24 protein-coding genes are annotated in these 21,172 nt (G+C 45.8%); all 24 read left to right on the top strand.

The window, feature by feature from the left end:
* The first annotated feature begins 73 nt into the window (after positions 1–73).
* Positions 74–658 carry an RNA polymerase sigma factor gene (locus KIK04_RS20500; RefSeq protein ID WP_232275427.1) on the top strand — a complete coding sequence of 195 codons (585 nt, stop codon included), beginning with the start codon at positions 74–76 and terminating at the stop codon, positions 656–658.
* The gene (locus tag KIK04_RS20505) at positions 658–1,245 is read left to right on the top strand and encodes an anti-sigma factor family protein (protein WP_232275428.1); all 588 of its coding nucleotides are present in this window, start codon (positions 658–660) and stop codon (positions 1,243–1,245) included. The genes KIK04_RS20500 and KIK04_RS20505 overlap by 1 nt, the downstream gene beginning before the upstream one ends.
* Positions 1,246–1,272: 27 nt before the next feature.
* Entirely contained in the window at positions 1,273–1,881 is a 609-nt protein-coding gene (locus KIK04_RS20510; RefSeq protein ID WP_232275429.1) for a histidine phosphatase family protein, read from the top strand.
* Positions 1,882–2,026: 145 nt separating this feature from the next.
* Positions 2,027–3,184 carry a hypothetical protein gene (locus tag KIK04_RS20515; RefSeq protein WP_232275430.1) on the top strand — a complete coding sequence of 386 codons (1,158 nt, stop codon included), beginning with the start codon at positions 2,027–2,029 and terminating at the stop codon, positions 3,182–3,184.
* A gap of 73 nt (positions 3,185–3,257) precedes the next feature.
* Positions 3,258–3,767 carry a gamma carbonic anhydrase family protein gene (locus KIK04_RS20520; protein WP_232275431.1) on the top strand — a complete coding sequence of 170 codons (510 nt, stop codon included), beginning with the start codon at positions 3,258–3,260 and terminating at the stop codon, positions 3,765–3,767.
* Positions 3,768–3,792: 25 nt separating this feature from the next.
* A complete protein-coding gene (locus KIK04_RS20525; RefSeq protein WP_232275432.1) occupies positions 3,793–3,972 on the top strand; it encodes an IDEAL domain-containing protein in 180 nt (59 codons plus the stop codon).
* A 112-nt stretch (positions 3,973–4,084) separates the two neighbouring features.
* A complete protein-coding gene (locus tag KIK04_RS20530) occupies positions 4,085–4,531 on the top strand; it encodes a DUF2487 family protein (protein WP_232275433.1) in 447 nt (148 codons plus the stop codon).
* Positions 4,532–4,708: 177 nt separating this feature from the next.
* On the top strand, positions 4,709–5,242 hold the full coding sequence (locus tag KIK04_RS20535) for a QcrA and Rieske domain-containing protein (protein ID WP_232275434.1): 534 nt from the start codon (positions 4,709–4,711) through the stop codon (positions 5,240–5,242).
* 21 nt (positions 5,243–5,263) lie between these two features.
* Entirely contained in the window at positions 5,264–5,935 is a 672-nt protein-coding gene (gene qcrB / locus KIK04_RS20540; RefSeq protein ID WP_232275435.1) for a menaquinol-cytochrome c reductase cytochrome b subunit, read from the top strand.
* Between the two features lie 16 nt (positions 5,936–5,951).
* Positions 5,952–6,827 (top strand): menaquinol-cytochrome c reductase cytochrome b/c subunit, encoded by an 876-nt coding sequence (locus KIK04_RS20545; protein ID WP_232275436.1) that lies wholly within the window; start codon positions 5,952–5,954, stop codon positions 6,825–6,827.
* Positions 6,828–7,025: 198 nt separating this feature from the next.
* The gene (locus tag KIK04_RS20550; RefSeq protein WP_232275437.1) at positions 7,026–7,691 is read left to right on the top strand and encodes a DUF1405 domain-containing protein; all 666 of its coding nucleotides are present in this window, start codon (positions 7,026–7,028) and stop codon (positions 7,689–7,691) included.
* A 53-nt stretch (positions 7,692–7,744) separates the two neighbouring features.
* Positions 7,745–8,578, top strand: coding sequence for a sporulation protein YpjB (locus tag KIK04_RS20555; RefSeq protein WP_232275438.1), 834 nt, complete (start codon positions 7,745–7,747; stop codon positions 8,576–8,578).
* A 150-nt stretch (positions 8,579–8,728) separates the two neighbouring features.
* The gene (locus KIK04_RS20560; RefSeq protein WP_232275439.1) at positions 8,729–9,094 is read left to right on the top strand and encodes a nucleotide pyrophosphohydrolase; all 366 of its coding nucleotides are present in this window, start codon (positions 8,729–8,731) and stop codon (positions 9,092–9,094) included.
* Between the two features lie 33 nt (positions 9,095–9,127).
* Entirely contained in the window at positions 9,128–9,934 is an 807-nt protein-coding gene (gene dapB / locus KIK04_RS20565) for a 4-hydroxy-tetrahydrodipicolinate reductase (RefSeq protein WP_232275440.1), read from the top strand.
* 76 nt (positions 9,935–10,010) lie between these two features.
* Positions 10,011–10,433, top strand: coding sequence for a methylglyoxal synthase (locus KIK04_RS20570; RefSeq protein WP_232275441.1), 423 nt, complete (start codon positions 10,011–10,013; stop codon positions 10,431–10,433).
* Positions 10,433–11,140 (top strand): bacillithiol biosynthesis deacetylase BshB1, encoded by a 708-nt coding sequence (gene bshB1, locus KIK04_RS20575; protein ID WP_232275442.1) that lies wholly within the window; start codon positions 10,433–10,435, stop codon positions 11,138–11,140. Before KIK04_RS20570 ends, bshB1 begins: the two co-directional genes overlap by 1 nt.
* Before the next feature lie 92 nt (positions 11,141–11,232).
* On the top strand, positions 11,233–12,399 hold the full coding sequence (bshA, locus tag KIK04_RS20580) for an N-acetyl-alpha-D-glucosaminyl L-malate synthase BshA (protein WP_232275443.1): 1,167 nt from the start codon (positions 11,233–11,235) through the stop codon (positions 12,397–12,399).
* The gene (locus tag KIK04_RS20585) at positions 12,396–13,817 is read left to right on the top strand and encodes a CCA tRNA nucleotidyltransferase (RefSeq protein ID WP_232275444.1); all 1,422 of its coding nucleotides are present in this window, start codon (positions 12,396–12,398) and stop codon (positions 13,815–13,817) included. The genes bshA and KIK04_RS20585 overlap by 4 nt, the downstream gene beginning before the upstream one ends.
* Complete coding sequence (locus tag KIK04_RS20590; protein ID WP_232275445.1) at positions 13,814–14,782, top strand: biotin--[acetyl-CoA-carboxylase] ligase; 969 nt, start codon at positions 13,814–13,816, stop codon at positions 14,780–14,782. The genes KIK04_RS20585 and KIK04_RS20590 overlap by 4 nt, the downstream gene beginning before the upstream one ends.
* Positions 14,783–15,048: 266 nt before the next feature.
* Positions 15,049–15,942 carry a 3-methyl-2-oxobutanoate hydroxymethyltransferase gene (panB, locus tag KIK04_RS20595; RefSeq protein ID WP_232275446.1) on the top strand — a complete coding sequence of 298 codons (894 nt, stop codon included), beginning with the start codon at positions 15,049–15,051 and terminating at the stop codon, positions 15,940–15,942.
* A complete protein-coding gene (panC, locus tag KIK04_RS20600) occupies positions 15,939–16,820 on the top strand; it encodes a pantoate--beta-alanine ligase (RefSeq protein WP_232275447.1) in 882 nt (293 codons plus the stop codon). Before panB ends, panC begins: the two co-directional genes overlap by 4 nt.
* Before the next feature lie 52 nt (positions 16,821–16,872).
* Positions 16,873–17,256, top strand: a complete 384-nt coding sequence (panD, locus tag KIK04_RS20605; RefSeq protein WP_232275448.1) for an aspartate 1-decarboxylase — start codon at positions 16,873–16,875, stop codon at positions 17,254–17,256.
* A 202-nt stretch (positions 17,257–17,458) separates the two neighbouring features.
* Positions 17,459–18,142 carry a tetratricopeptide repeat protein gene (locus KIK04_RS20610; RefSeq protein ID WP_232275449.1) on the top strand — a complete coding sequence of 228 codons (684 nt, stop codon included), beginning with the start codon at positions 17,459–17,461 and terminating at the stop codon, positions 18,140–18,142.
* A gap of 152 nt (positions 18,143–18,294) precedes the next feature.
* Positions 18,295–21,165: an ATP-dependent DNA helicase DinG gene (gene dinG, locus KIK04_RS20615; protein ID WP_232275450.1), complete on the top strand. Its 2,871-nt coding sequence runs from the start codon at positions 18,295–18,297 to the stop codon at positions 21,163–21,165.
* Positions 21,166–21,172: the final 7 nt, after the last annotated feature.

The following is a 21,172-nucleotide window of genomic DNA, read 5'->3' on the forward strand; positions in this document are numbered from 1 at the left end:
TCCATTAAGATGAGTATAACCTTACAGAGTAGCGCATCGGGATGGAAATGGAAAGCAAGGAGGTTCGCAATCCATGACCGATTCCCAAATAATTCGCGATATTAAAGACGGCAACGTTGAACAGTACGCGATATTAATGAATCGTTATCAACGTAAAGTGCTATCATTTATTTTTCATATGTTAAAAAGTTCCCAGTTGGAATTGCTCGCTGAAGATTTATGCGCGGAAACGTTCTATAAGGCATATCGCAGTTTACATACTTTTAGAGAGTCAGATGCTCTCTTCTCAACATGGCTATATACGATAGCAAGGAATACGGTGTTGAGTGAGTTGCGAAAGCAGCGCAGTATACAAATGTCCCTCGATGAGGACAACAGCATCGTGCCTGAAGCACCGCGTGAGGCAGCGCCAGAGTACGCGCTACTACGCAGTGAGAAAGTATCCTTGGTGCGTGAAGCAATTAATCGATTGCCAGACAAGCAACGCTCCGCCCTTATTTTACGCGAATATGACCAGCTGGATTATCAAGAAATTGCCGATGTTCTAGGACAGACGGTAAGTTCGGTCAAATCGTTGTTGTTCCGTGCCAGAGCTAGCATTAAGATACAGTTGGAATCTTATGTGACTGAGCCCGGGATTGAAGGGATGAACGGCTAATGAAATGTGCGGAAACGCTCGATTGCATATCCATGTATGAAGATATGCCGATTGATGATCCGCAACGTCAAGTGATTGAGGAGCATTTAAGCGGGTGCCAGGCTTGTGCGGAGATGTATGCCGTATGGGCGGCAAGTGAGCAGTGGGAAGATGAGTTGACTAGTGAACCAGAGTGGTCAGCCTCTTCTCCTTTTCAGTCTAATCACGTGATGGAACGTATATTCAAAGAAGAAGACTGGCTTGTACCGGTGCATCAGCGTTCTCAAACCTTTTCGTTACGATCGCGCAAAATGTTATCGGGATTAATTGCTTTTTGCTTAACTATTTTTTTGAGCAGTCTAACCGTCCTGCTCGTACGCAGCGAACAGTCCAATATGGAACATCTGAGCGGCATGATTCCTACTTCAGTAGCAGGGGTAGGAGAAGGATGGGAATCGGTTTCAATCAATGTACCAGTAGCAGGCGTTAGCGAACCAGTTCTATTGCAAGTTGTGCCTGCGGTGCCACACTATTGGATAGCGCTATCCTTATTTGGTGTTACGTTCGCACTCATGTTGTTGAACTGGCTAACTCGCGTACGACATTGAGAATGACATACAACTAGAGGAGAACGTATGCAATTCACATTAGGATTAGTTCGTCATGGTCAGACAGATTGGAATGTATTAGGCAAGATTCAAGGTCGAACGGACATCCCGTTGAACGAGTCAGGACGGGAGCAAGCCCATCGATTGGCTGAAAGATTGTTTCATGACGCGCACAAGTTTGACGTTGTCGTCACAAGTGGACTTCAACGTGCCGATGAAACAGGACTCATTATTGCGAATCGTTTAGGTATCCCTGTGGAGAAACCAGAGCGTCATCTAGAGGAGCGATTTTTCGGACTAGTGGAAGGCACAACACCTGAAGAGCGTGAACAACGATGGGGAACCGATTGGCGAACGCGCGACCTTGGACAAGAGAAAAATGATGAGCTGCTGCAACGCGCTGTAGCGTGCATTGAGATGCTATATCAGAAGTATGAAGGCAAGTCCGTACTTGCTATTACGCACGGTAGTTGGCTAGCTCAATTGTTCGTTTCCTTGCACGGTGAATCAAGCAATGAGCATATCGGAAACATGTCATTTTCTGTATTGGAGCGACATCCAGAAGGCTGGCGCACACAGTTGTTCAACTGTACACAACATATGGAGTCGAGATCCTCAATGGAATTGACGAGCTAATTATATTGCTTTACAGAAGCATGCCCAAGGGCATGCTTTTTTTATTTCTCAAATTACTGAATAAATGTTGCTCTTTTTCCAATACTGGTTAATGTACAACAAGACCCGGCTTGGGAGTTCATGCTAGTGGGAATGGAGGGAGTACGTGAACTTAGCAGAAATGCTTAGCTTTGCCGACATCCAACAGTTAGCCCGCATTGCTGACAGTTACAATTGTGTTTGCAACACGAATTCCAAGCACGAGCTGATTCAATCGATTTTGTCCACCCTTGGTCAAAAGGAAATTTTTGAACGGCACGTGCGTGAAATGTCACTGGAGGAAATGCGGTTTCTTAATTCGCTTTTGTTCGAACAGCGTACTTCGTTTAGTTTGGAAGAACTTGTTGCACGCGTACAGCAAACGCGATTTGAAAAGCATGCCGACGATAGTCAGGCTGTAGTGTCTTCTCCAAGTGGCAATCCGCGTGACACGATTGCGAAATTTAAACATAGCGGGTGGTTGTTTAACGGGTGCAGTCAACAGACGAAGTATTTGTTTCAAGTGCCTGTTGACTTGAAGGATCGTTTTCGAGAAGTGCTGCGGCATACATTTGTGAGTCAACTTGAAGCCGTAACAGAGCCGCAAGCCTATCGGGATGAAGACGGACGTATCGGCGAAGATGTAGTTCACCTGTTACATTTTGTACATAAGGAAAACGTACTGCTGAATGGTGAGGGTGTGCTGTACAAGCGTCAACAGCAGCAACTGTTTGAGTTATTTGCCATTCAAGAGTGCCCAGTTGGTAAAGGAGAATGGAGATTTGGTTACGGTCGAAGATTTCATGACTATCCGAATCGATTTTCACTCATTTACGATTACGCCTTCTTTCAAGGCTGGATCGAAGAATGGGATGGCAAGTTAAGCTTGTCGATAAGCGGAGAAGAACGAATGGCGAAAGGCGGTGTAGAACCCGCAGTTAACGTTTATCGTTTCTGGTTAAAAATGTACAAAAATGCGATTCCCAATTTATTATCGCTTGTACATTGGATCAGCCTGTGTACCACATCATGGACAACTGTAGATTCATTAGAAAAAACGTTGCTGCCATTTGTGAAGCCGTTTTATTTTGACAGTCAGTCAGCAGTGTTTAGACAGCGTATGCTTATGATGATGGTTCATCTGGGGTTGCTCCGATTAGGGGAGCACTCGGAGTTTGGACAAGTGATGCAAACAACTAAAGGCGGACAAAAAATAATACAAGGCGTTTATGTCGCGCACGACGATAAGATTCGAATTGCCATTGACAATCGAAAACTCCATTGATACGATGAGACCGAAATTTTCCGTAGGATGCCAATCTATACCGGAGTGATGAGGTCGAGTCGGAGGTGGCGCGATGTTGTATGTGCCGTACAAAGGAATACTGCCAACTGTTGATGGTTCAGCATATGTCGCTGACGGGGCCAAAATAGTTGGTGACGTTACCATTGGCAAGGAAGCTACGATTTGGTTTAATGCTGTGCTGCGCGGTGATTTGGCTCCAATCCGAATTGGAGATCGCGCAAACATTCAAGACGGTGTAGTGGGTCATGTGAATACGAATCAGCCACTGCTCGTCGCAGATGACGTATCGGTCGGTCACGGTGCAATTATTCACGGTTGCACGATAGGCCATGGTACATTGATTGGCATGGGGGCGATTGTACTGAACGGCGCCGAAATTGGTGAATATGCTTTAGTAGGGGCAGGTTCAGTCGTCACCGAAAATAAAAAAATACCAGCCTATACTCTTTCTCTCGGTTCACCCGCACGTGTCATACGCGAGCTGACAGAAGCAGACTTACAACGCATGAAGAGAACAACGGAGAGCTATGTGGTGAAAGGAAAGGAATATAGGATCTCTTAATCGTTCTTGGTTGGAGGTGCGTCCTATGGATAAAATGAAAGTAACATATGAAGCGATGCTCAGTTTGACGGCGGAAATGATATGGGACAATGCGATCAAAAAGTATCGCACAGAGCGTATTTACGAGGCAATTGACAAAGCATTAGTTGCTGGCGATGAAGCTGCATTTCAGCAATTGACGAGTGAATTGAAAACATTGCAATAACCCGTAAAATGAAGAACGCAACTATGCGATTCTTCATTTTTTTGTGCGAATATTTGAATGAATCAGTATAATGGAGTAGAGAGATAGAAGGATGAAGAGAGAGGAGACGCATATGAAATTCAGTGAGTTGACGAAGGAACAGTGGGAAGAGCTGCAGCCGTATTTAGACACGGCTATTTTACCCGTAACAGGTTTGATAGGAAAAGAGTCGCCGATAGAGGCGGTTGAGTACTTAGAGCGGTTACGAGATTGGCTTGATCTTGTCGAAATTCCGTTCCGCGGACGTACGGTAACGTACCCTGCTTATCATTTTGTGACAGAGCAAACAGAAGGCGATACACGCTTTGATGCGATTAACGCCGCGTGTGAGCAATTGAAATCGACGGCAGGGTTTAAATTTGTCATCGTGATGTCAGCTGACGCCAATCTGGAAGTAGACAAGTTGCAGCAAGCAGATTTAGTATTAACGCCGTCTACGCTTGGTGAAGTGGAGGCTGGAGCGTATCGTTTAGCAATTAAGGAAAAAATCAGACTGTTATGGGAGCGCTCTCAAGTTTGAGTGTAATTGTGACAAAATCTCAACATTTCGCGTAGTGGCAATCTTTACACAGCCTAAACACATTGGTAAATTCTTGACGCTTTCATAGCGCTGGGATATTATAGTGATGTCCTAGTTAGAATGTGATTATGTTCATAGTAAGTTGCGAGAACGGTTGCGTAAAGGGGGTAAGACAGTATGAGCAATCCGCATGAGATCGAGCACAAACCTCACAAAGCGCGCAAAGAAATGTCGCGTCGACAATTTCTTGCTTACACCTTGGGTGGAACGACCGCATTTATGGCCGCTGGTGCAGCGTTACCGATGATTCGATTTGCAGTGGACCCGCTGTTGCAGAAAAAGGGTGGCGAGACGTTCGTAAAAGTAGTTGAAGTAGCTAAAATTACGAACGAACCGCAAGAGTTCAATTTTGAATTGACACGATTTGACGGTTGGTATGAAGACAAAGCTACAATGACAGCTTGGGTTCGCAAAGATGAGAACAACAATATTTACGCGTTGTCTCCAATTTGTAAGCATTTAGGCTGTACAGTAGACTGGAACGGAAGTGCAAGTCACAAAGATCAGTACTTCTGCCAATGTCACGGCGCACACTATACGAAAGATGGTAAGCAGCAAGCCGTAGCCTTGGCACCGCTTGATGATTACAACATAAAAATCGAAAACGGTTTCGTGTACCTTGGTCAAGTTGTGCCGAACAAACGCGTGTAGTTAAAGGAGGCGTAAGGACAGATGTTTAAAGGAGTTTACAATTGGATCGATGAGCGTCTTGATATCACGCCAATGTGGCGAGACGTTGCCGACCATGAAGTTCCGGAACATGTCAACCCAGCGCACCATTTTTCTGCGTTTGTGTACTGTTTCGGGGGTTTGACGTTTTTCATTACCGTCATCCAGATTTTGTCCGGTATGTTCTTAACGATGTACTATGTTCCGGACATTGTTAACGCTTATTACAGCGTTGAGTATTTGCAGACGAAGGTTGCGTTTGGCCAAATCGTGCGCGGTATGCACCATTGGGGCGCCAGCCTCGTTATCGTTATGATGTTCTTACATACGATGCGTGTATTTTTCACAGGATCTTATAAAGCTCCTCGTGAAATGAACTGGGTAGTTGGTATGCTTATTTTCTTCGTCATGATCGGACTCGGTTTGACGGGCTACCTGTTGCCTTGGGACGATAAAGCGTACTTTGCAACAAAGGTAGTCATGGAGATTGCCAACACGATTCCTGTTGTTGGACCGCACATGAAAGAATTGATGCAGGGCGGCGAGATCGTAGGCGCGCAGACGCTTACCCGGTTTTTTGCCATCCACGTGTTCTTCTTACCTGCGGCCTTGTTATCCTTGTTAGGCGCTCACTTTATTATGATTCGTCGTCAAGGTATTTCGGGACCGCTATAAGAGAGGAGGGGCCAAGATGGCACACGGAAAGTCAGATCCAAATGAAAAAATCGTGTACGTCGGGGATTCTCGGGTAAAGCAAAGAAGTACGCCGCTTAAGCAGCCAGACTACACAGCTTTCCCTGGAAAGTCCGAAGCGTTTATTCCTAACTTTCTTTTGAAAGAATGGATGGTTGGTTGTGTGGCTCTCGTCGGATTTTTAGTATTGACGATTGCTCATCCAGCACCGCTTGGTTATCCTGCTGACGCTAATAACACATCTTTTCTAGCTATACCAGACTGGTACTTCCTTTTCTTATACCAGCTGCTTAAATATCCTTTCGCATCTGGGGATTACATCATTATGGGAACGATGTTGATGCCAGGTCTCGCATTCGGAGGCTTGTTGTTGGCACCATTCCTTGATACAGGTAAAGAGCGTCGTTTTTACAGACGTCCAATTGCGACAGCATCCCTGTTGTTGACGCTTGTTGCAATTACTTACTTGACGCGTGTATCTTGGATTCACTACGAGGATGAAATGAAGGCAAAAGGACTGACTCCACAGCACATTGAGCGTGTGGAGAAAATGAAAGAAAAGGCAGCAAAAGGTTTGCCTACAGGTCAAGAAAAGAAAAACAAAGAAGTAGCGATCGTTGAAAAAGACGACCCTGCTATGGAAAATATGAAAAAAGCCACGTGCTTATCATGTCACGGTGTTGATATGAAAGGCGGCGCAGCTCCGGCATTGCGCGGTATCGGTGATAAGATGTCCAAGGAAGAAATTTTGGACGTTATGAAGAACGGTAAAGGCAATATGCCAGCAATGGGCGATTCGATGAAACAGAAAGGTCTAAGTGACCAAGACGTTGAAAATATCGCAGATTGGCTTGCTAAGCAAAAAGCACAATAATACAGATTTGTTAGTTAAGCCTGACCGAAATTATTCGGTCAGGCTTTTATTTAAAGTAATTGATTCGTTGATTTGTAGTTACATGAACGAATTGATTGTATTTATCTCAGCAAGCTCCCTATCTCTTCATCATTTACATCTTAGAAAATACTCGATTTACCGATGAATGTAAGTTCACTACTTAGCAGGAGTGGTTGCATGAAGTTTTCGTTGTTATTTTCCCGCGCTTTTTTAACACAAAAATGGGTGTTATGGACTTTGTTGTTCGCTAATTTAGTGGGTACCTTATACGGTTACTACTGGTATAAAGGGCAGCTCGAATTTACGTGGAACTACCACCCTGCATGGCAATTTATTTTTGTACCAGATAGTCCTACAGCCAGTTTGTTTTTTACAGTCTCGCTTCTTTTTTTAATCGTCAAGAAACAACCTGTGAGTACGTTCGTGCGCATATTTCGAAAGTGCATCGAGGCGTTAGCTGTCGTCACTTCTATCAAATACGGCGTATGGGCCTGCGTAATGATTGTAGCCAGTGTCGCACAAGGTAAGGCGATCGTATGGCAGGATTGGATGCTAATAAGCTCCCACCTAGCAATGGCAGTTGAAGCACTGTTATTTGTGAGAATGTTCACCTTTGGCAAGGGTGCATTACTTGTAGCATTAAGCTGGACCTGGTTAAATGATGTCGTTGATTATACATATGGTGTGTTTCCCGCTCTTCATATTTCGTTAATGGATGATTTGCAAATTATTTTTCTATTCACATTAAGTCTTACCGCACTATCCGGAATTGTGTCTTGGTGTGCATACCGCTATTGTTCCCGCTATGCTACTAGAGTGGATAACTTTAGGATTCCAATGTAAACGGTTCTAACGATTGTGATCTCTCCATACGATGGTAATGGAGGGATGTTTATATGCGTATTTTTATCGCCATACTAATCGGCTTCATTTGTTTGCACGGGACAGGCACTGCTAAAGCCTTATACGATAATTATTCGTCGACACCATCAACAGGCTGGCGAAACTTCGATATACAGACAGACAAGTTGTATCGACAAGTGGTGGCAGGAGACATGTCTGCCGCTAAAGGTACGATGCGGCATTTACATATGCTTATGCGGAACGATATTTCCAAGCAAGTGGTTGAACATAAGGTCTCGCCAGCTATTGAGCAAACGATAAGCGAGGCGGCGAATCAAGTATATGTACACTTATACGCTTCCAAGCGGGATGCGCAAAAGCTCATTCATTTCACAGCAAGGCTTAAGCTGGCAGCAGATGCGCTTGTGCATCCGCAGGAAGCGCTGTGGTTGCAATATGACACGATTCTGCGCGAAGATTTAAAGCAGATGATAACAGTCAAGCAGGAGTCAGAGTGGAAGCTGGCTTCACAGAGATGGTTGGAGCACCTAGATCGCATCCGGCCTGCTGCGGCGATTCAACGATCGACTGGAGTCATGAATTTGATCAACTCTACAGTCAAAATGGTGGAGCAAAGCTTGCAAGGCACCTTGCTCTGGATAGATGTTCAGCGAAGTGTGTCAACACATAGTGAATCATGGCTCTTGCACTTATTCGGTAAAACGGTTGAACAGACGACGTTTGTTCCGGTGGAAGAGCAAGATGTCCCGCTACGATGGATGTTTACGTTAGCACTTATAGTAGGTATTTCATTAACTTATGTCGCGATTCTTAAATATCGATACGAACGGTATGCAATTTATAGTCACCGCTTTCCGAAAAAATAAAATGGGACTCAACCTGTAGGATTTATGAATGAATCCGCAAGTTGGGTCCTGTTGTCTTTTTTTGACGCGTATGCTCCTGTGAAAAAGCATTTGTTTTCCACCATGCTTTACGATAACATAGTAGCAGAATGACATGGAGAAGGGGATTGCATGGACGACAAAGAGAGAGCCGAACTGTTAAAATTGCTCAACAATAAATCGCTAGCAGATATGCAGCGAGAGGTTGATGTTTACATATCTCAATTTAAAGAAGGCTATTTTAGTCCGTTAGCGATGTTGGCTCGCTTAGCTGAAGAAGTTGGCGAATTGGCCCGCGAAGTAAACCATCATCACGGGGAAAAGCCGAAAAAGCCGACAGAAGCAGACAATTCCATTGAAATGGAGCTGGGTGACCTGCTCTTTATTCTGATCTGTTTTGCCAACTCTCTCGGCATTGATCTCGCAACAGCGCATGATAAAGTGATGCACAAATTTAATACACGCGATGCAAATCGCTGGACAAAAATTGATCAATAACATAAACAAACGATAACTGGGGAGTGTTAATCGATGATGGAACGTATTCGTGTAGCAGTGAGTGGCGCAGGTGGCCGCATGGGGAAAGAAGTCGTTAAAATGGTGCTGGAAGATGAAACATTGCAGCTGGTAGCTGCCGTTGATCCTTCGGCGGGTCCAGTTGATGCCGCATCTTTAGTAGGCCTAGCGAACAGTGGTGTTCTTGTGACATCAGACTTGGAAAAGACACTGCGAGATGTAAAGCCCGACGTTATGGTCGATTTTACAACTCCACATACTGTAATGAACAATACGTTATTAGCGATCCAAAACGGTGTGCGTCCGGTCATCGGCACAACGGGTTTCAGCCCAGAACAAATTGAAGAGCTGCAACAGCTGTCGCAAGCAAATGGTTTAGGCGGGCTTATCGCCCCAAACTTCTCAATCGGAGCTATTTTGATGATGCGCTTTGCTCAGCAAGCGGCGAAGTATTTTCCAGACCTTGAAATCATTGAATATCATGGCGAGCAAAAGCTTGATGCTCCATCCGGAACGGCTGTAAAAACGGCAGAATTGGTTGCGCAAGTGCGTGAGGAGAAGAGACAAGGGCATCCTAATGAGGAAGAAAAAATCGAAGGCTCGCGTGGGGGCTATTATAACGGATTCCGCATTCATAGCGTTCGTTTGCCAGGTGTGTTCGCGCAACAAGAAGTTATTTTTGGCGGCTATGGCCAATCGCTTAAAATTCGTCACGACTCTTACGAGCGCGCGGGTTATATGCCAGGTGTAAATGTTGCCGTGAAAAAGGTAATGACGTTGAATGAACTTATATATGGGTTTGAACATTTGTTAGACGACTAATGTGACATTGTCTTCATTGACTTTGTACACTAAAGCGTAATTCCTACATCATCGCATAGACAACGGAGGTTTCAACATGTTAAACATAGCGTTTATTGCACATGACCGTAAAAAGGATGAAATCGTTAATTTCGTAATTGCTTATGAGCATGTCTTTCATGGTCATCGCTTATTTTCGACAGGCACAACGGGCACACGTATTATGAACCAAACAAAGCTCGATATTCATCGGTTTAAATCGGGCCCACTAGGTGGTGACCAGCAAATCGGTGCGTTAGTTGCGGACAATGAGATGGATCTGATCGTATTTTTACGTGATCCGCTGATGGCACAACCACACGAACCGGACATTATCGCTTTGTTACGTCTTTGTGATGTACAAGGTATCCCTGTCGCAACGAATATTGCGACTGCTGAAATTTTGGTGAAGGCTTTGGAGCGTGGCGATTTTGCATGGCGTGAGCTTGCTGATAAGTACAAGCCGGGAGTGAGTGAATAATGATTGCCGAGCAGCCGTTACATATTTTAGCGTTCGGTGCTCATCCCGATGATGTTGAAATCGGGATGGGTGGCACGATCGCAAAGCATACGGCATCTGGATATCGCGTTGGTATTATTGATTTAACGGAAGCAGAAATGTCGTCTAACGGTACGGTTGAGCTGCGGAAGCAAGAAGCAGAGCGGGCAAACGTGGCGCTGAATGTCACGGTTCGTGACAATTTGCGCCTGCCTGACCGAGGGCTTCGTGTTGAGCAAGAGCATATTGATGCTGTAGTACGAGCGATACGCTATCATCGACCACGTATCGTGTTTATGCCTTATTGGGAGGACAGGCATCCTGACCATATTCAATGCAGCCGCATTGTACAGGAGGCCGTGTTCAACGCCAAGCTGCGTAGGTATATGCCGGAGATGCCAGCACATCAAGTCGAGCAAGTTTATTTTTACTTTATTAATGATTCGGTGTCGCCGCAGCTTGTGCTCGATATTTCCGATGTGTACGAACAGAAGCGGCAATCGTTGTTGGCCTATGAGTCACAATTTACGAAACCGAACGGAAGCGACGATTTAGTTGCCACTCCGTTGAATCAAGGTTACGTTGAACGTGTGGAGGCTCGAGATGCGCTGCTAGGTCAAGGACGCGGTATGGCCTACGCTGAAGGCTTTATGTTAAAAGGACCTTATCAAGTATCATTGTTTAAATAAAAAAAGAATTAGCTTCAACTATTCAGTCACTTAGTCATTTTCTAATGAAATAAGTCGTGGATGCAGGAGCGCGAAGTTGAGGAGGAAACGACTTGAACGATTCATTAAAAATCGGAATAACGTGTTATCCGTCGTTAGGTGGTTCCGGCGTCGTTGCTACAGAGTTAGGGAAGCTACTTGCAGAGCGAGGACATCAAGTTCATTTTATAACTCATAATATTCCGTTTCGCCTAGGGTCAACCTTTCAAAAAAATATTCATTATCATGAAGTGGATGTTAACGATTACTATGTATTCCGATATCCACCCTATGATTTATCCCTTGCGAGTAAAATGGCACAAGTAGCTAACATGCAGCAACTGGATTTGCTCCATGTCCATTATGCAGTTCCGCACGCGATTTGTGCTTATTTAGCGAAGCAGATGGCTCCGCATCTAAAGGTCGTGACAACGCTTCACGGTACAGATATTACGGTATTGGCCCAAGATGAATCGCTTAAAGATATGATTCGGTTCGCGATTAATCAGAGTGATGCGGTTACAGCGGTGTCTAGCGATTTGATTCGTGAAACAAGAGAGTTGCTTGATATCACGCGCGAGGTTGACTTAACGTATAACTTTGTCGATAAACGAGTCTACTATCCGCGTGATTGCTCACAATTGCGATCGGATTTTGCCTTTCCGCATGAGAAAATTTTGATGCACATTTCTAATTTCCGTCCGGTCAAACGGGTTACGGATGTTATTGAAACGTTTGCCCGTGTTCACGAGTCAGTGCCTTCGCGCTTAATGCTCGTAGGCGAGGGGCCGGATATGCCGAAGGTACAGTGTAAAATTCGTGAAATGGGACTTGAGGATCGCGTTCACTTTTTAGGGAAACAGGACGAAATTGCGCAAGTCATTTCATTGGCAGATGTGTTGCTGTTGCCTTCCGAGAAAGAGAGCTTTGGTCTCGTTGCGCTTGAAGCGATGGCTTGCGGAGTACCGACGATCGGCTCGGAAGCAGGCGGTATCCCAGAGTTGATTTCCCATCGGGAGACGGGATATTTAGCGCCTATTGGCGATACCGATTTAATGGCCCAGTATGCGATTGAATTGTTGTCCAATGATGAATTGGCAGCGAAGATGCGTGAAGCATGCTTGCATCGGGCTCGCAACGTATTTTGTAACGACTTGATCACGCAAAAATACGAAGAAATTTATTATCGTGTACTCGGAAAAACGGTTACGCCGTTTGAGCGAGCGACTTGTGAGCTATGATGACCGAACAGTTAAGTGTTCAAATGCAAGGATCCATGTGGGAAGAAGCTATTGGCGTTGTAACAATGCTGGAGCAACGTGGATACCAAGCTTACATGGTCGGTGGCTGTGTCCGAGATCTGGTGATGTCGAGATCGATTAACGATATTGATATTGCTACTTCAGCCTTGCCTGAGCAAGTCGCAGCTATGTTTGAACGTGTAATCCCTACTGGGATGGAGCACGGAACAGTCACTGTTCTTACTGCGGGGCATGCCTATGAAGTAACAACTTTTCGTAAAGAATCAGCGTATGAGAACTTTCGCAGACCTGAGCAGGTCGAGTTCATTGATGATTTGCGAGAAGACTTGCTGCGGCGTGACTTTACCGTGAATGCGATGGCGTTGGACGCTGCAGGTGTGCTGCATGACCCATTCCAGGGTCAGACGGATGTGGCAACACGCCGTATCCGCTGCGTAGGAGATCCGGAGGCGCGGTTTCAAGAAGATGCATTGCGTATGCTAAGAGGCATACGCTTTGCTTCTATTTTGGAGGCGCGGATTGTCAAGTCGACGTGGCGTGCACTTCGCACGCACCGCGAGAAATTACAGCACATCGCAATGGAACGTGTACGTGATGAGTTGTGGAAAATGACAGCTGGTCCGCAGCCAGTGCGTGGTTGGGTGCTTCTCGTACGAAGCGGCCTCTTAACGCATACGAAAGATTCGCTTGAGTGTTTGGCGTCTGCAAGAGTGGAGCATTGGGCGCCGTTGTGGTGTGCGCTTGAAAAGGTAGACGGTGCTGACCTTCGTTTTGCGGTGCTGCTTCTCGGGCATCGCGTAGAGGGGCCAGAAGCGAAGCGTATTATGAATGCGCTTCGTTTATCAAACGCGCAGCAAGATAGACTGCTGCGTATTTTAAGGGTGCAGGAACTTGTTGCGGCACATGAGCAGCACAAGGCGCGTGTGGCGTGCGATAGTCGTATGAGTCATGCGGAGATCGAGAATGACACGGAACGAATAGATGTGGATAAGCAGTTGATGGGAAGTCAGAAAGTGGCTGAATTCGCACTCAAGTGTATGTGGGCGGGGACTTTATTCAGCTGCGGTGAAGAGGCGCTGCAACAATGGTTGCAATGTTGTGCTGCGTTAACGGTGTCAACAAGGCCAGCAGCAACATTATTAACTCCTGCCGGTTCAGATGAGTTAAAGTGTATTCTTTTGCAACAAGGGCAAGCGTGGCTGGATGACATACCCGTACGTAGCTTGCGTGACCTTGCGATCAGCGGTACGGATATTTTGCAAATGACGAGCCGTCCGAGTGGGTCATGGTTAAAATCGTTGCTTGAAGCAGCATGGATGGCAATCGCTTTAAAAGAACTTCCGAATGACCGGATACGATTGTTAAAGTGGATTGAGCACAGGTTGGAGGAACAATGACAGACCGATTACTGGAATTGCTAGCGCAGCATCCGAACGAATATGTGTCAGGCGAGCAGTTAAGCCAACACTTAAGTATAAGTCGGACAGCGGTGTGGAAACAAATTAACCGCCTACGCGCAAAAGGATATGAATTTGATGCGGTACCAAAGCTAGGATACCGCTTGTTACAGCAACCTACACGACTAGACGAGAAGCTCCTGCTTAGTAAACTGCGTACAACATCGTTTGGTCGTCAGTTGCGAATCTTGTGGAAGACGGAATCGACACAAAATGAAGCAACTGCTTGGCTATTGTCAGGTGCCAAAGAAGGCGCTGTTGTAATCGCCGAAGAGCAGACCGGTGGAAGAGGCCGTAGGGGACGAAATTGGCATTCACCTGCTGGCAAAGGCATTTGGATGAGCGTTGTGTTACAGCCAAGCATGCCACTACAATTTACGCCGCATTTAACGCTACTTACAGCTGTTGCGATATGCAGAGCCATTAAAAAAATGCATCCAGTTGAAGTCGGTATCAAGTGGCCTAACGATTTACTCGTGAATGAACGTAAAGTGTGTGGGATTTTGTTAGAATCACAGGCAGAAGATGAACGGCTGCTAAGTGTTATTGCGGGCATCGGCATCAGTGCAAACCTGAGCGCTGACGATTATCCACCAGAGCTGCGCGAAATCGCGACTTCTTTAAGCGAAGTTACTGGCCATGGATGGGACCGAGCGCAACTGATCGCAGAGCTTCTGTTTGAATTTGAACAGTTGTATCATTTGTATGAAGAGCAAGGCTTTGGACCGATACGCTCATTATGGGAGGCGCAATCCATCACGATTGGCCGCATGGTCAGCGTCGATACGCCGCATGGAGTCGTCACGGGCATAGCCCAAAGCTTGGACGAGTCTGGAGCGCTTGTCTTATTGGGACAAGACGGCTGTTACCGTAAAGTTTTTTCTGGAGATGTGCATTTTGCTTAATGAAATGTAACGCTTTTTCTGATATACTATCCTCGGTGGGCGGTATCCGCAAGGAACCGCACTTACCGAGTGAAACAATGAAACCGTGTTCACAAGTCCATATTCCTTGACGAACGTGGTGAACGTTTCTGCTCTGAGCCGAAGGGACCGAGACAGAAGGACGTCCGCATGCGACCTCTTTTTTGCTCTGGAACCTTTTTAGTGGGAACGCTAAAAGGTTTTTTTGTTTTGCGCAAAATAAGAGTTATAAGGAGATGACGAATCTTATGACAAAGAACAAACAGCCACTCACAATCGTGAAAATGAAAACAATGAAGCAGCAGGGCGATAAAATCGCCATGGTAACTGCTTATGATTACCCGTCTGCTGCATTGGCTGAACAAGCAGATGTAGACATGATATTGGTGGGTGACTCACTGGGGAACGTAGTGCTCGGGTATGACTCGACACTGCCAGTAACATTAGACGACATGGTGTACCACACACGTGCAGTACGTCGCGGAGCGCCGAATACGTTTGTTGTAACTGACATGCCGTTTATGACGTATCACAGCACGGTACAGGAAACGATGTACGGTGTGCGCCGACTCATGCAAGAAGGATTTGCAAACGCAGTGAAAATGGAAGGCGGTAGTGAAATTGCATTGATGGTTGATGCGTGCGTGAAAGCGGGTGTGCCTGTGTTAGGCCACATCGGTTTGACACCACAATCTGTCCATCAATTGGGAGGCTACCGAATCCAAGGGAAGACGCCGGAAGATGCCAAGCGTTTGCTTGAAGACGCGCTCGCCTTGGAGCGTGCAGGAGCATTTGGTATCGTACTTGAGCTCGTAACGGATCAAGTAGCGGCATACATTTCCGAACGTTTATCTATACCGACAATTGGTATTGGCGCAGGCGCACAATGTGACGGTCAAGTGCTTGTATACCATGATATATTGCGTTATGATCCGAGCTATCGTGAGAAAAAAATGGTCAAAACGTACGCAGATATCGGTGCAACAGTTCGCGAAAGCATTCAAGCGTATGTGCAAGATGTTAAACAACAGGCGTTTCCAGCTCCTGAACACACTTTTAGCGCTGGTGATGAAGTTGTAGAAAGTTTGTACGGTAACGCTAACGGAACGAGCGTAAGCAATAAGAAGGTGCAGCATACATGATTATTGCACGTACTATTTCTGATATGCGTGCCGCAGTAAACACGCTTAAGCAGCAGCAAATCGCTGCTGGAATCGTTCCATCCGTTGGCTTCGTGCCCACAATGGGGTATTTACATGAGGGACACGCTAGCTTGATGAGAGCTGCGAAAGATTGTAGCATTTCGGTGCTAAGTATTTTTGTGAATCCGATCCAATTTGGACCTAATGAGGATTTGGATCGTTATCCGCGTGACGAGGCAAGGGATTTGCAGCTTGCGGAACAATGCGGTGTGGATGTTGTATTTTTACCAACGGTTGATATTATGTATCCGTCCGCTCGCAAAACGACGATACAAGTTACAGATGTATCCGCGCGATTGTGTGGAGCATCCCGTCCAGGGCACTTTGATGGTGTAACGACGGTCGTGGCAAAGCTGTTTAATATCGTGAAGCCAGATCGGGCTTACTTCGGCATGAAAGACGCTCAGCAAGTGGCCGTTATCCAGCAAATGGTTGACGATCTGAACTTTGATCTGACAATCGTACCTTGCCCAATCGTTCGCGAACAGGATGGACTCGCCCTCAGCTCACGTAACGTCTATTTATGTGCTGAGGAACGTGAGCAAGCCCTTGTGTTGTCGCAAGCGCTCCAATCGATTGATGCTCTGCTCGAACAACATCCTAGCCTCACGGCCGCGGATTTAGTAACGGTGTTACAAGAAACGATTACAACGAAGCCTTTGGCGAAAATAGACTACGTTGAAGTGCTGCAATTTCCATCTTTGCAGCCGCAGCTAACTAACGAGCCGCTTGTACAGTCGCAGACCCAAGTGATCGTAGCGCTGGCTGTCCATTTTGGACGCACACGTCTTATTGATAATCGTTTATTGTTCGCGTAATATCCGATTCGTACTTATACTCATTTACTCAACATATAGAGGGGGAAATACGGTGTTTCGTGAAATGATGAAATCAAAAATTCATCGTGCAACGGTGACTGAGGCGAACTTGAATTATGTAGGCAGTATTACGATCGATGAGCATTTGATGGAATTAGCCGATTTGCTTCCGAATGAAAAAGTTCAAATTGTGAACAATTACAATGGTGCTCGTTTGGAGACGTACGTCATAAAAGGGCCGCGTCATTCTGGTGTTATTTGTTTGAATGGTGCAGCAGCACGTCTCGTCCAGCCTGGAGATAATGTTATCATCATTTCTTATGCGTCAATGACAGATGAAGAAGCTCGTAAGTACGATCCAAAAGTGGTGTTTGTTGACGAGCATAACAAAGCAGTTGAATTGGCGCATGAAGAATTGCATGCTACGATTCGCTAACCATTTATTTGGTATCTTGTAACATTAATGCCAATAACCAATTTCAAGCAGTGCGTTTCTTATTGTTGTTGCGATGGAATGGTGTTTCATTATTTTAAGCAATGATTCACCGCATACAATTGTCCCGGAAGACACAAAATGTACGTGAGCTTAAAAAGGACAAGTCAACGATACGCATCACTCGTGAAGGTGGGATGGAATCGTGCTGCAACAAGTATTCGAAACGATGAATTTGTTATTGGACGAAATTAGTGAGCAATATTCGTCCGCGCAAGGAGAGCAGAAGCAAGAGCTTGAACGGCAACTGTCTTTGTTAAGCTCCATGAGCGATCATATTGTTGATGAGTGGCTGCGCTTCGAAGAGAAGCTGGCTGAAGTTCGACCGCGCGCCAAAGATGCTGGCGCAGCGGCCTCTGCTGTAACGGCGTATGCGGTTGGATCACCTGCCGGAAGTACGAAACAAGCGGCACCGCAAATGCTCGATTACGGAGATCCGCTGCAGCGCGGTCAAGGCTACTTCGCGTTAAATATGTTCAAGCATGCGGTACGTTACTTTGAACTGGCTGTGGAACATCAGCCGGACAGCTTAACGGCACGCGGCTGGTTAGCCATGTCGCATTTGCATTTAGGAAGTAGTCAAGAAGCATGTCGTCATTTTAATTTTATTATTCCATTAACCGAGGACAACAAGCTGAAGGCTCTATCCTATAATGCGCTTGGCTGCATATACGCGAAGGATTTGCAATTTGATAAGGCGCAGCAATTTTTTGAAAAAGCGTACCAAACCGACCCAACCCTCCAAGAAGCGTTACAAAACTTGAAGGCGTGTTCGGGAAAAAAGGGTACGTTGCATTATGGCAGTGAACGGATGGCGCAAATGGCCTAATGAACGAATGACCATATGAGTCGTCCCAATGGAGAAGAAGAGGGAAACGTCAAGTACGTAAAAATACGTACAGATGTTTCCCTCTACTCATTTCCAAACGACCGAACATCTGTTATGCTAATAGCAGTAATTTGTGAGAGGAATTCTACAAGATGAGATTCGCCGTACTGGATTTTGAAACGACCGGAAATCAGCCGAGTGATGAAATTATACAGATTGGTTTAACCGTATTAGGACATGATTTGTCGGTGGAACGTGAGTACCATTCATTCGTTCGCCCAACTATACCGATACCGGAGTTTATTTCACAGCTAACGGGTATTCGTGATGTTGACGTTCAGGATGCGCCTGATATTGATGAAGCGATGACGGGGCTAGTCCCATTATTAAGTGATGTCGTACTAGTCGGTCATCATATTGCGTTTGATTATCAATTTTTGACTCGCGCATTGGAACAGACCGGATATTTGCCTTTTACGGGCCGTATTTTAGACACGATCGAGTTGCTGCGTGTCTTATTTCCTTCGCTCTCTTCTTTTCAATTGGGGGCTGTGACGCATCAATTTGGAATTGAACATGATCGTCCTCACCAAGCTGATAGTGACGCGAAAGCGACAGCTGACGTATTTGTGCGCTGTATGCAGGCAATCGATGATTTACCGTTGTTAACATTGCAGCGTGTAGTGGACGTATTTGGAGCAGAGGAACGCGACTTAAAATGGTTGTTTGAACAGAAGCTGCAAGAGCGGGAACGCAACGTTGCCGATTGGGATGATAACGATGGCTACCACCCGTTCCGTCAGCTCGTGTTGAAACAAAATGATTGGACAGAAACGCAACTTCCGCGCGACCCATCGGAACAAAGCCCGCTTAAAGGGGTGTCGTTCCAATCTTTTATGGATCAAGTGAGATCGAATTTATCGACTATGCTGGACAATTACGAGCCGCGAGCGTCGCAGGAGCAAATGTTTAACGAGGTAATGGACTGCTTAGATAATGATCGACATTTGCTCATTGAAGCAGGAACTGGTACAGGTAAATCGTTAGGATATTTGCTGCCATCGCTTTACTATAGTATTGAACAAGAGAAAAAAGTAATCGTAAGTACACACACGATCAATTTACAGGAACAGCTTAGACAGCGTGATTTGCCATTGCTTGAGCAGATTATGCCTGTTCCATTCAAAGCTTCTGTCTTAAAAGGTCGCAGTCACTATTTGTGTTTGCGAAAATTTGAACATAAAATAATTAACAGTGAGTATACACATGCGCGCGACGATGTGCTTACTGCTGCACAGATGATCGTGTGGCTAAGCCACACGGAGCATGGTGACGATGAGGAACTCCACCTCGTGCATAAGGGACCTGATTTTTGGGATACGGTATCAAGCGATAGCGATTCGTGTCTGAACCGTGCTTGTCCTTGGTTCCGTCGTTGCTTCTATCATCGTGCGAAGAATGATGCCAATTTGTCCGATGTCATTATTACGAACCATTCTCTTTTGTTTACGGATGTAATTGCTGAACATCGCTTGTTGCCGACGTATGAACATTTGGTCATAGATGAGGCTCATCATTTTGAGGAAACGGCAGGTAAGCACTTAGGAACGCATGTGCAATACTTCTCGTTAGTCCATCCGATGACAAGGTTGTTTAAAGACAGCAAGAACGGAGCGTTAATATTGCTCCAACAAGTGCTGCGATTGTCTGGAAATGAAAAAGCGCTTATTTGGGCGGAAGGCATTGAAAAGCTGCTGACGCAAATTGTGAATGTTAAAGAGCAATGGGATCGCTTGCATGACCAATTGTTTCAGTTGCTTCCAGCTAATGAAACTGGCCAAATCGAAGCCGGACAAGTTGTATTGCGCTTGAAGTCAGGTGAGCGTCCAGAGACGTGGAATGACGTTACGGAAATTGAGGCAGACATTCATACGCGCTTGAACGAAATCGTTCGCTCTGGCGAGAAGCTAGTCCAAGAATGGAAAGACATGGACGATGACGAACTGCAAAGCGTCGTTGTCGACGTTACTGGACTGTTTAAGGAACTCGGTCAAGTGCGCGACGATTTCCGCTTGTTTATGCAGGGGACAGATCCAGAGACGGTCTACTGGATGGAAGGCAACAGCCAATATCGGGCCAAATCGATGCAGCTTTACGCTGTGCCGGTTGATGTGAGCGAAGCGTTGAAACGCTACTTTTTTGAACCGAAAAAGAGCGTCATTTTGACGTCCGCTACGTTGTCGGTAGATAAGTCATTCCATTTTGTGGCTGAGCAGATCGGTTTGAAAGATGCGGAAAAGGATGGGCGTCTGCATACGGTTATTTTGCAGTCACCGTTTAATTATCGCGAGCAAGCACTCGTTGTGATCCCGCGTGATTTTCCGAGTGTCAAAGGAGCGAGCGACGCTAAATTCAACAATAAGCTTGCTCAATCATTAGCTGAAGTCGCTAAAGTGACTAAAGGGCGCATGCTTGTCTTATTTACGTCGTATCGAATGCTACGTGAAGTGTACGAGCCGCTAAAGGAATCGCTAAGCGTCGAAGGTATTCAGGTACTCGGACAAGGCATTGATAGCGGTAATCGGAGTAAATTGACTCGTCGATTCCGTGACCAGTCTGCATCTGTTTTGCTTGGAACGAGCAGCTTCTGGGAAGGAGTCGACATCCCAGGTGATGCTCTGATGTGTTTAGCTATCGTTAGACTTCCATTCCAGCCGCCTAACCATCCGCTGGTTGAAGCAAAATCAGAGCGCTTAAAGAGACAAAATCAAAACCCGTTTCGCAAATATTCTGTACCGCAGGCTGTAATTCGCTTTAAGCAAGGCTTCGGACGTCTTGTCCGCACCACTCAAGATAAAGGCATCGTCATCATCTACGATACGCGCGTCATAGAGACGAGCTACGGAAAGCATTTTTTGTACTCGTTACCGGGACCAAAGATGGAACATATGGCTACGGAACATTTAGTACCGCGTATTCAAACTTGGTTAGAGGACAACAAGAAAGACGATTCGGAGCAATGAGAGGAGA

The sequence above is a fragment of the Paenibacillus sp. 481 genome (assembly GCF_021223605.1).
In the GTDB taxonomy this organism is placed as follows: domain Bacteria; phylum Bacillota; class Bacilli; order Paenibacillales; family Paenibacillaceae; genus Paenibacillus_B.

Bases quoted from the DNA above. Each gene is read 5' to 3' on its own strand.
- KIK04_RS20500 (WP_232275427.1), top strand. From the start codon at position 74: ATGACCGATTCCCAAATAATTCGCGATATTAAAGACGGCAACGTTGAA.
- KIK04_RS20505 (WP_232275428.1), top strand. From the start codon at position 658: ATGAAATGTGCGGAAACGCTCGATTGCATATCCATGTATGAAGATATG.
- KIK04_RS20510 (WP_232275429.1), top strand. From the start codon at position 1,273: ATGCAATTCACATTAGGATTAGTTCGTCATGGTCAGACAGATTGGAAT.
- KIK04_RS20520 (WP_232275431.1), top strand. From the start codon at position 3,258: ATGTTGTATGTGCCGTACAAAGGAATACTGCCAACTGTTGATGGTTCA.
- KIK04_RS20525 (WP_232275432.1), top strand. From the start codon at position 3,793: ATGGATAAAATGAAAGTAACATATGAAGCGATGCTCAGTTTGACGGCG.
- KIK04_RS20530 (WP_232275433.1), top strand. From the start codon at position 4,085: ATGAAATTCAGTGAGTTGACGAAGGAACAGTGGGAAGAGCTGCAGCCG.
- KIK04_RS20535 (WP_232275434.1), top strand. From the start codon at position 4,709: ATGAGCAATCCGCATGAGATCGAGCACAAACCTCACAAAGCGCGCAAA.
- qcrB (WP_232275435.1), top strand. From the start codon at position 5,264: ATGTTTAAAGGAGTTTACAATTGGATCGATGAGCGTCTTGATATCACG.
- KIK04_RS20545 (WP_232275436.1), top strand. From the start codon at position 5,952: ATGGCACACGGAAAGTCAGATCCAAATGAAAAAATCGTGTACGTCGGG.
- KIK04_RS20550 (WP_232275437.1), top strand. From the start codon at position 7,026: ATGAAGTTTTCGTTGTTATTTTCCCGCGCTTTTTTAACACAAAAATGG.
- KIK04_RS20555 (WP_232275438.1), top strand. From the start codon at position 7,745: ATGCGTATTTTTATCGCCATACTAATCGGCTTCATTTGTTTGCACGGG.
- KIK04_RS20560 (WP_232275439.1), top strand. From the start codon at position 8,729: ATGGACGACAAAGAGAGAGCCGAACTGTTAAAATTGCTCAACAATAAA.
- dapB (WP_232275440.1), top strand. From the start codon at position 9,128: ATGATGGAACGTATTCGTGTAGCAGTGAGTGGCGCAGGTGGCCGCATG.
- KIK04_RS20570 (WP_232275441.1), top strand. From the start codon at position 10,011: ATGTTAAACATAGCGTTTATTGCACATGACCGTAAAAAGGATGAAATC.
- bshB1 (WP_232275442.1), top strand. From the start codon at position 10,433: ATGATTGCCGAGCAGCCGTTACATATTTTAGCGTTCGGTGCTCATCCC.
- KIK04_RS20585 (WP_232275444.1), top strand. From the start codon at position 12,396: ATGATGACCGAACAGTTAAGTGTTCAAATGCAAGGATCCATGTGGGAA.
- KIK04_RS20590 (WP_232275445.1), top strand. From the start codon at position 13,814: ATGACAGACCGATTACTGGAATTGCTAGCGCAGCATCCGAACGAATAT.
- panB (WP_232275446.1), top strand. From the start codon at position 15,049: ATGACAAAGAACAAACAGCCACTCACAATCGTGAAAATGAAAACAATG.
- panC (WP_232275447.1), top strand. From the start codon at position 15,939: ATGATTATTGCACGTACTATTTCTGATATGCGTGCCGCAGTAAACACG.
- dinG (WP_232275450.1), top strand. From the start codon at position 18,295: ATGAGATTCGCCGTACTGGATTTTGAAACGACCGGAAATCAGCCGAGT.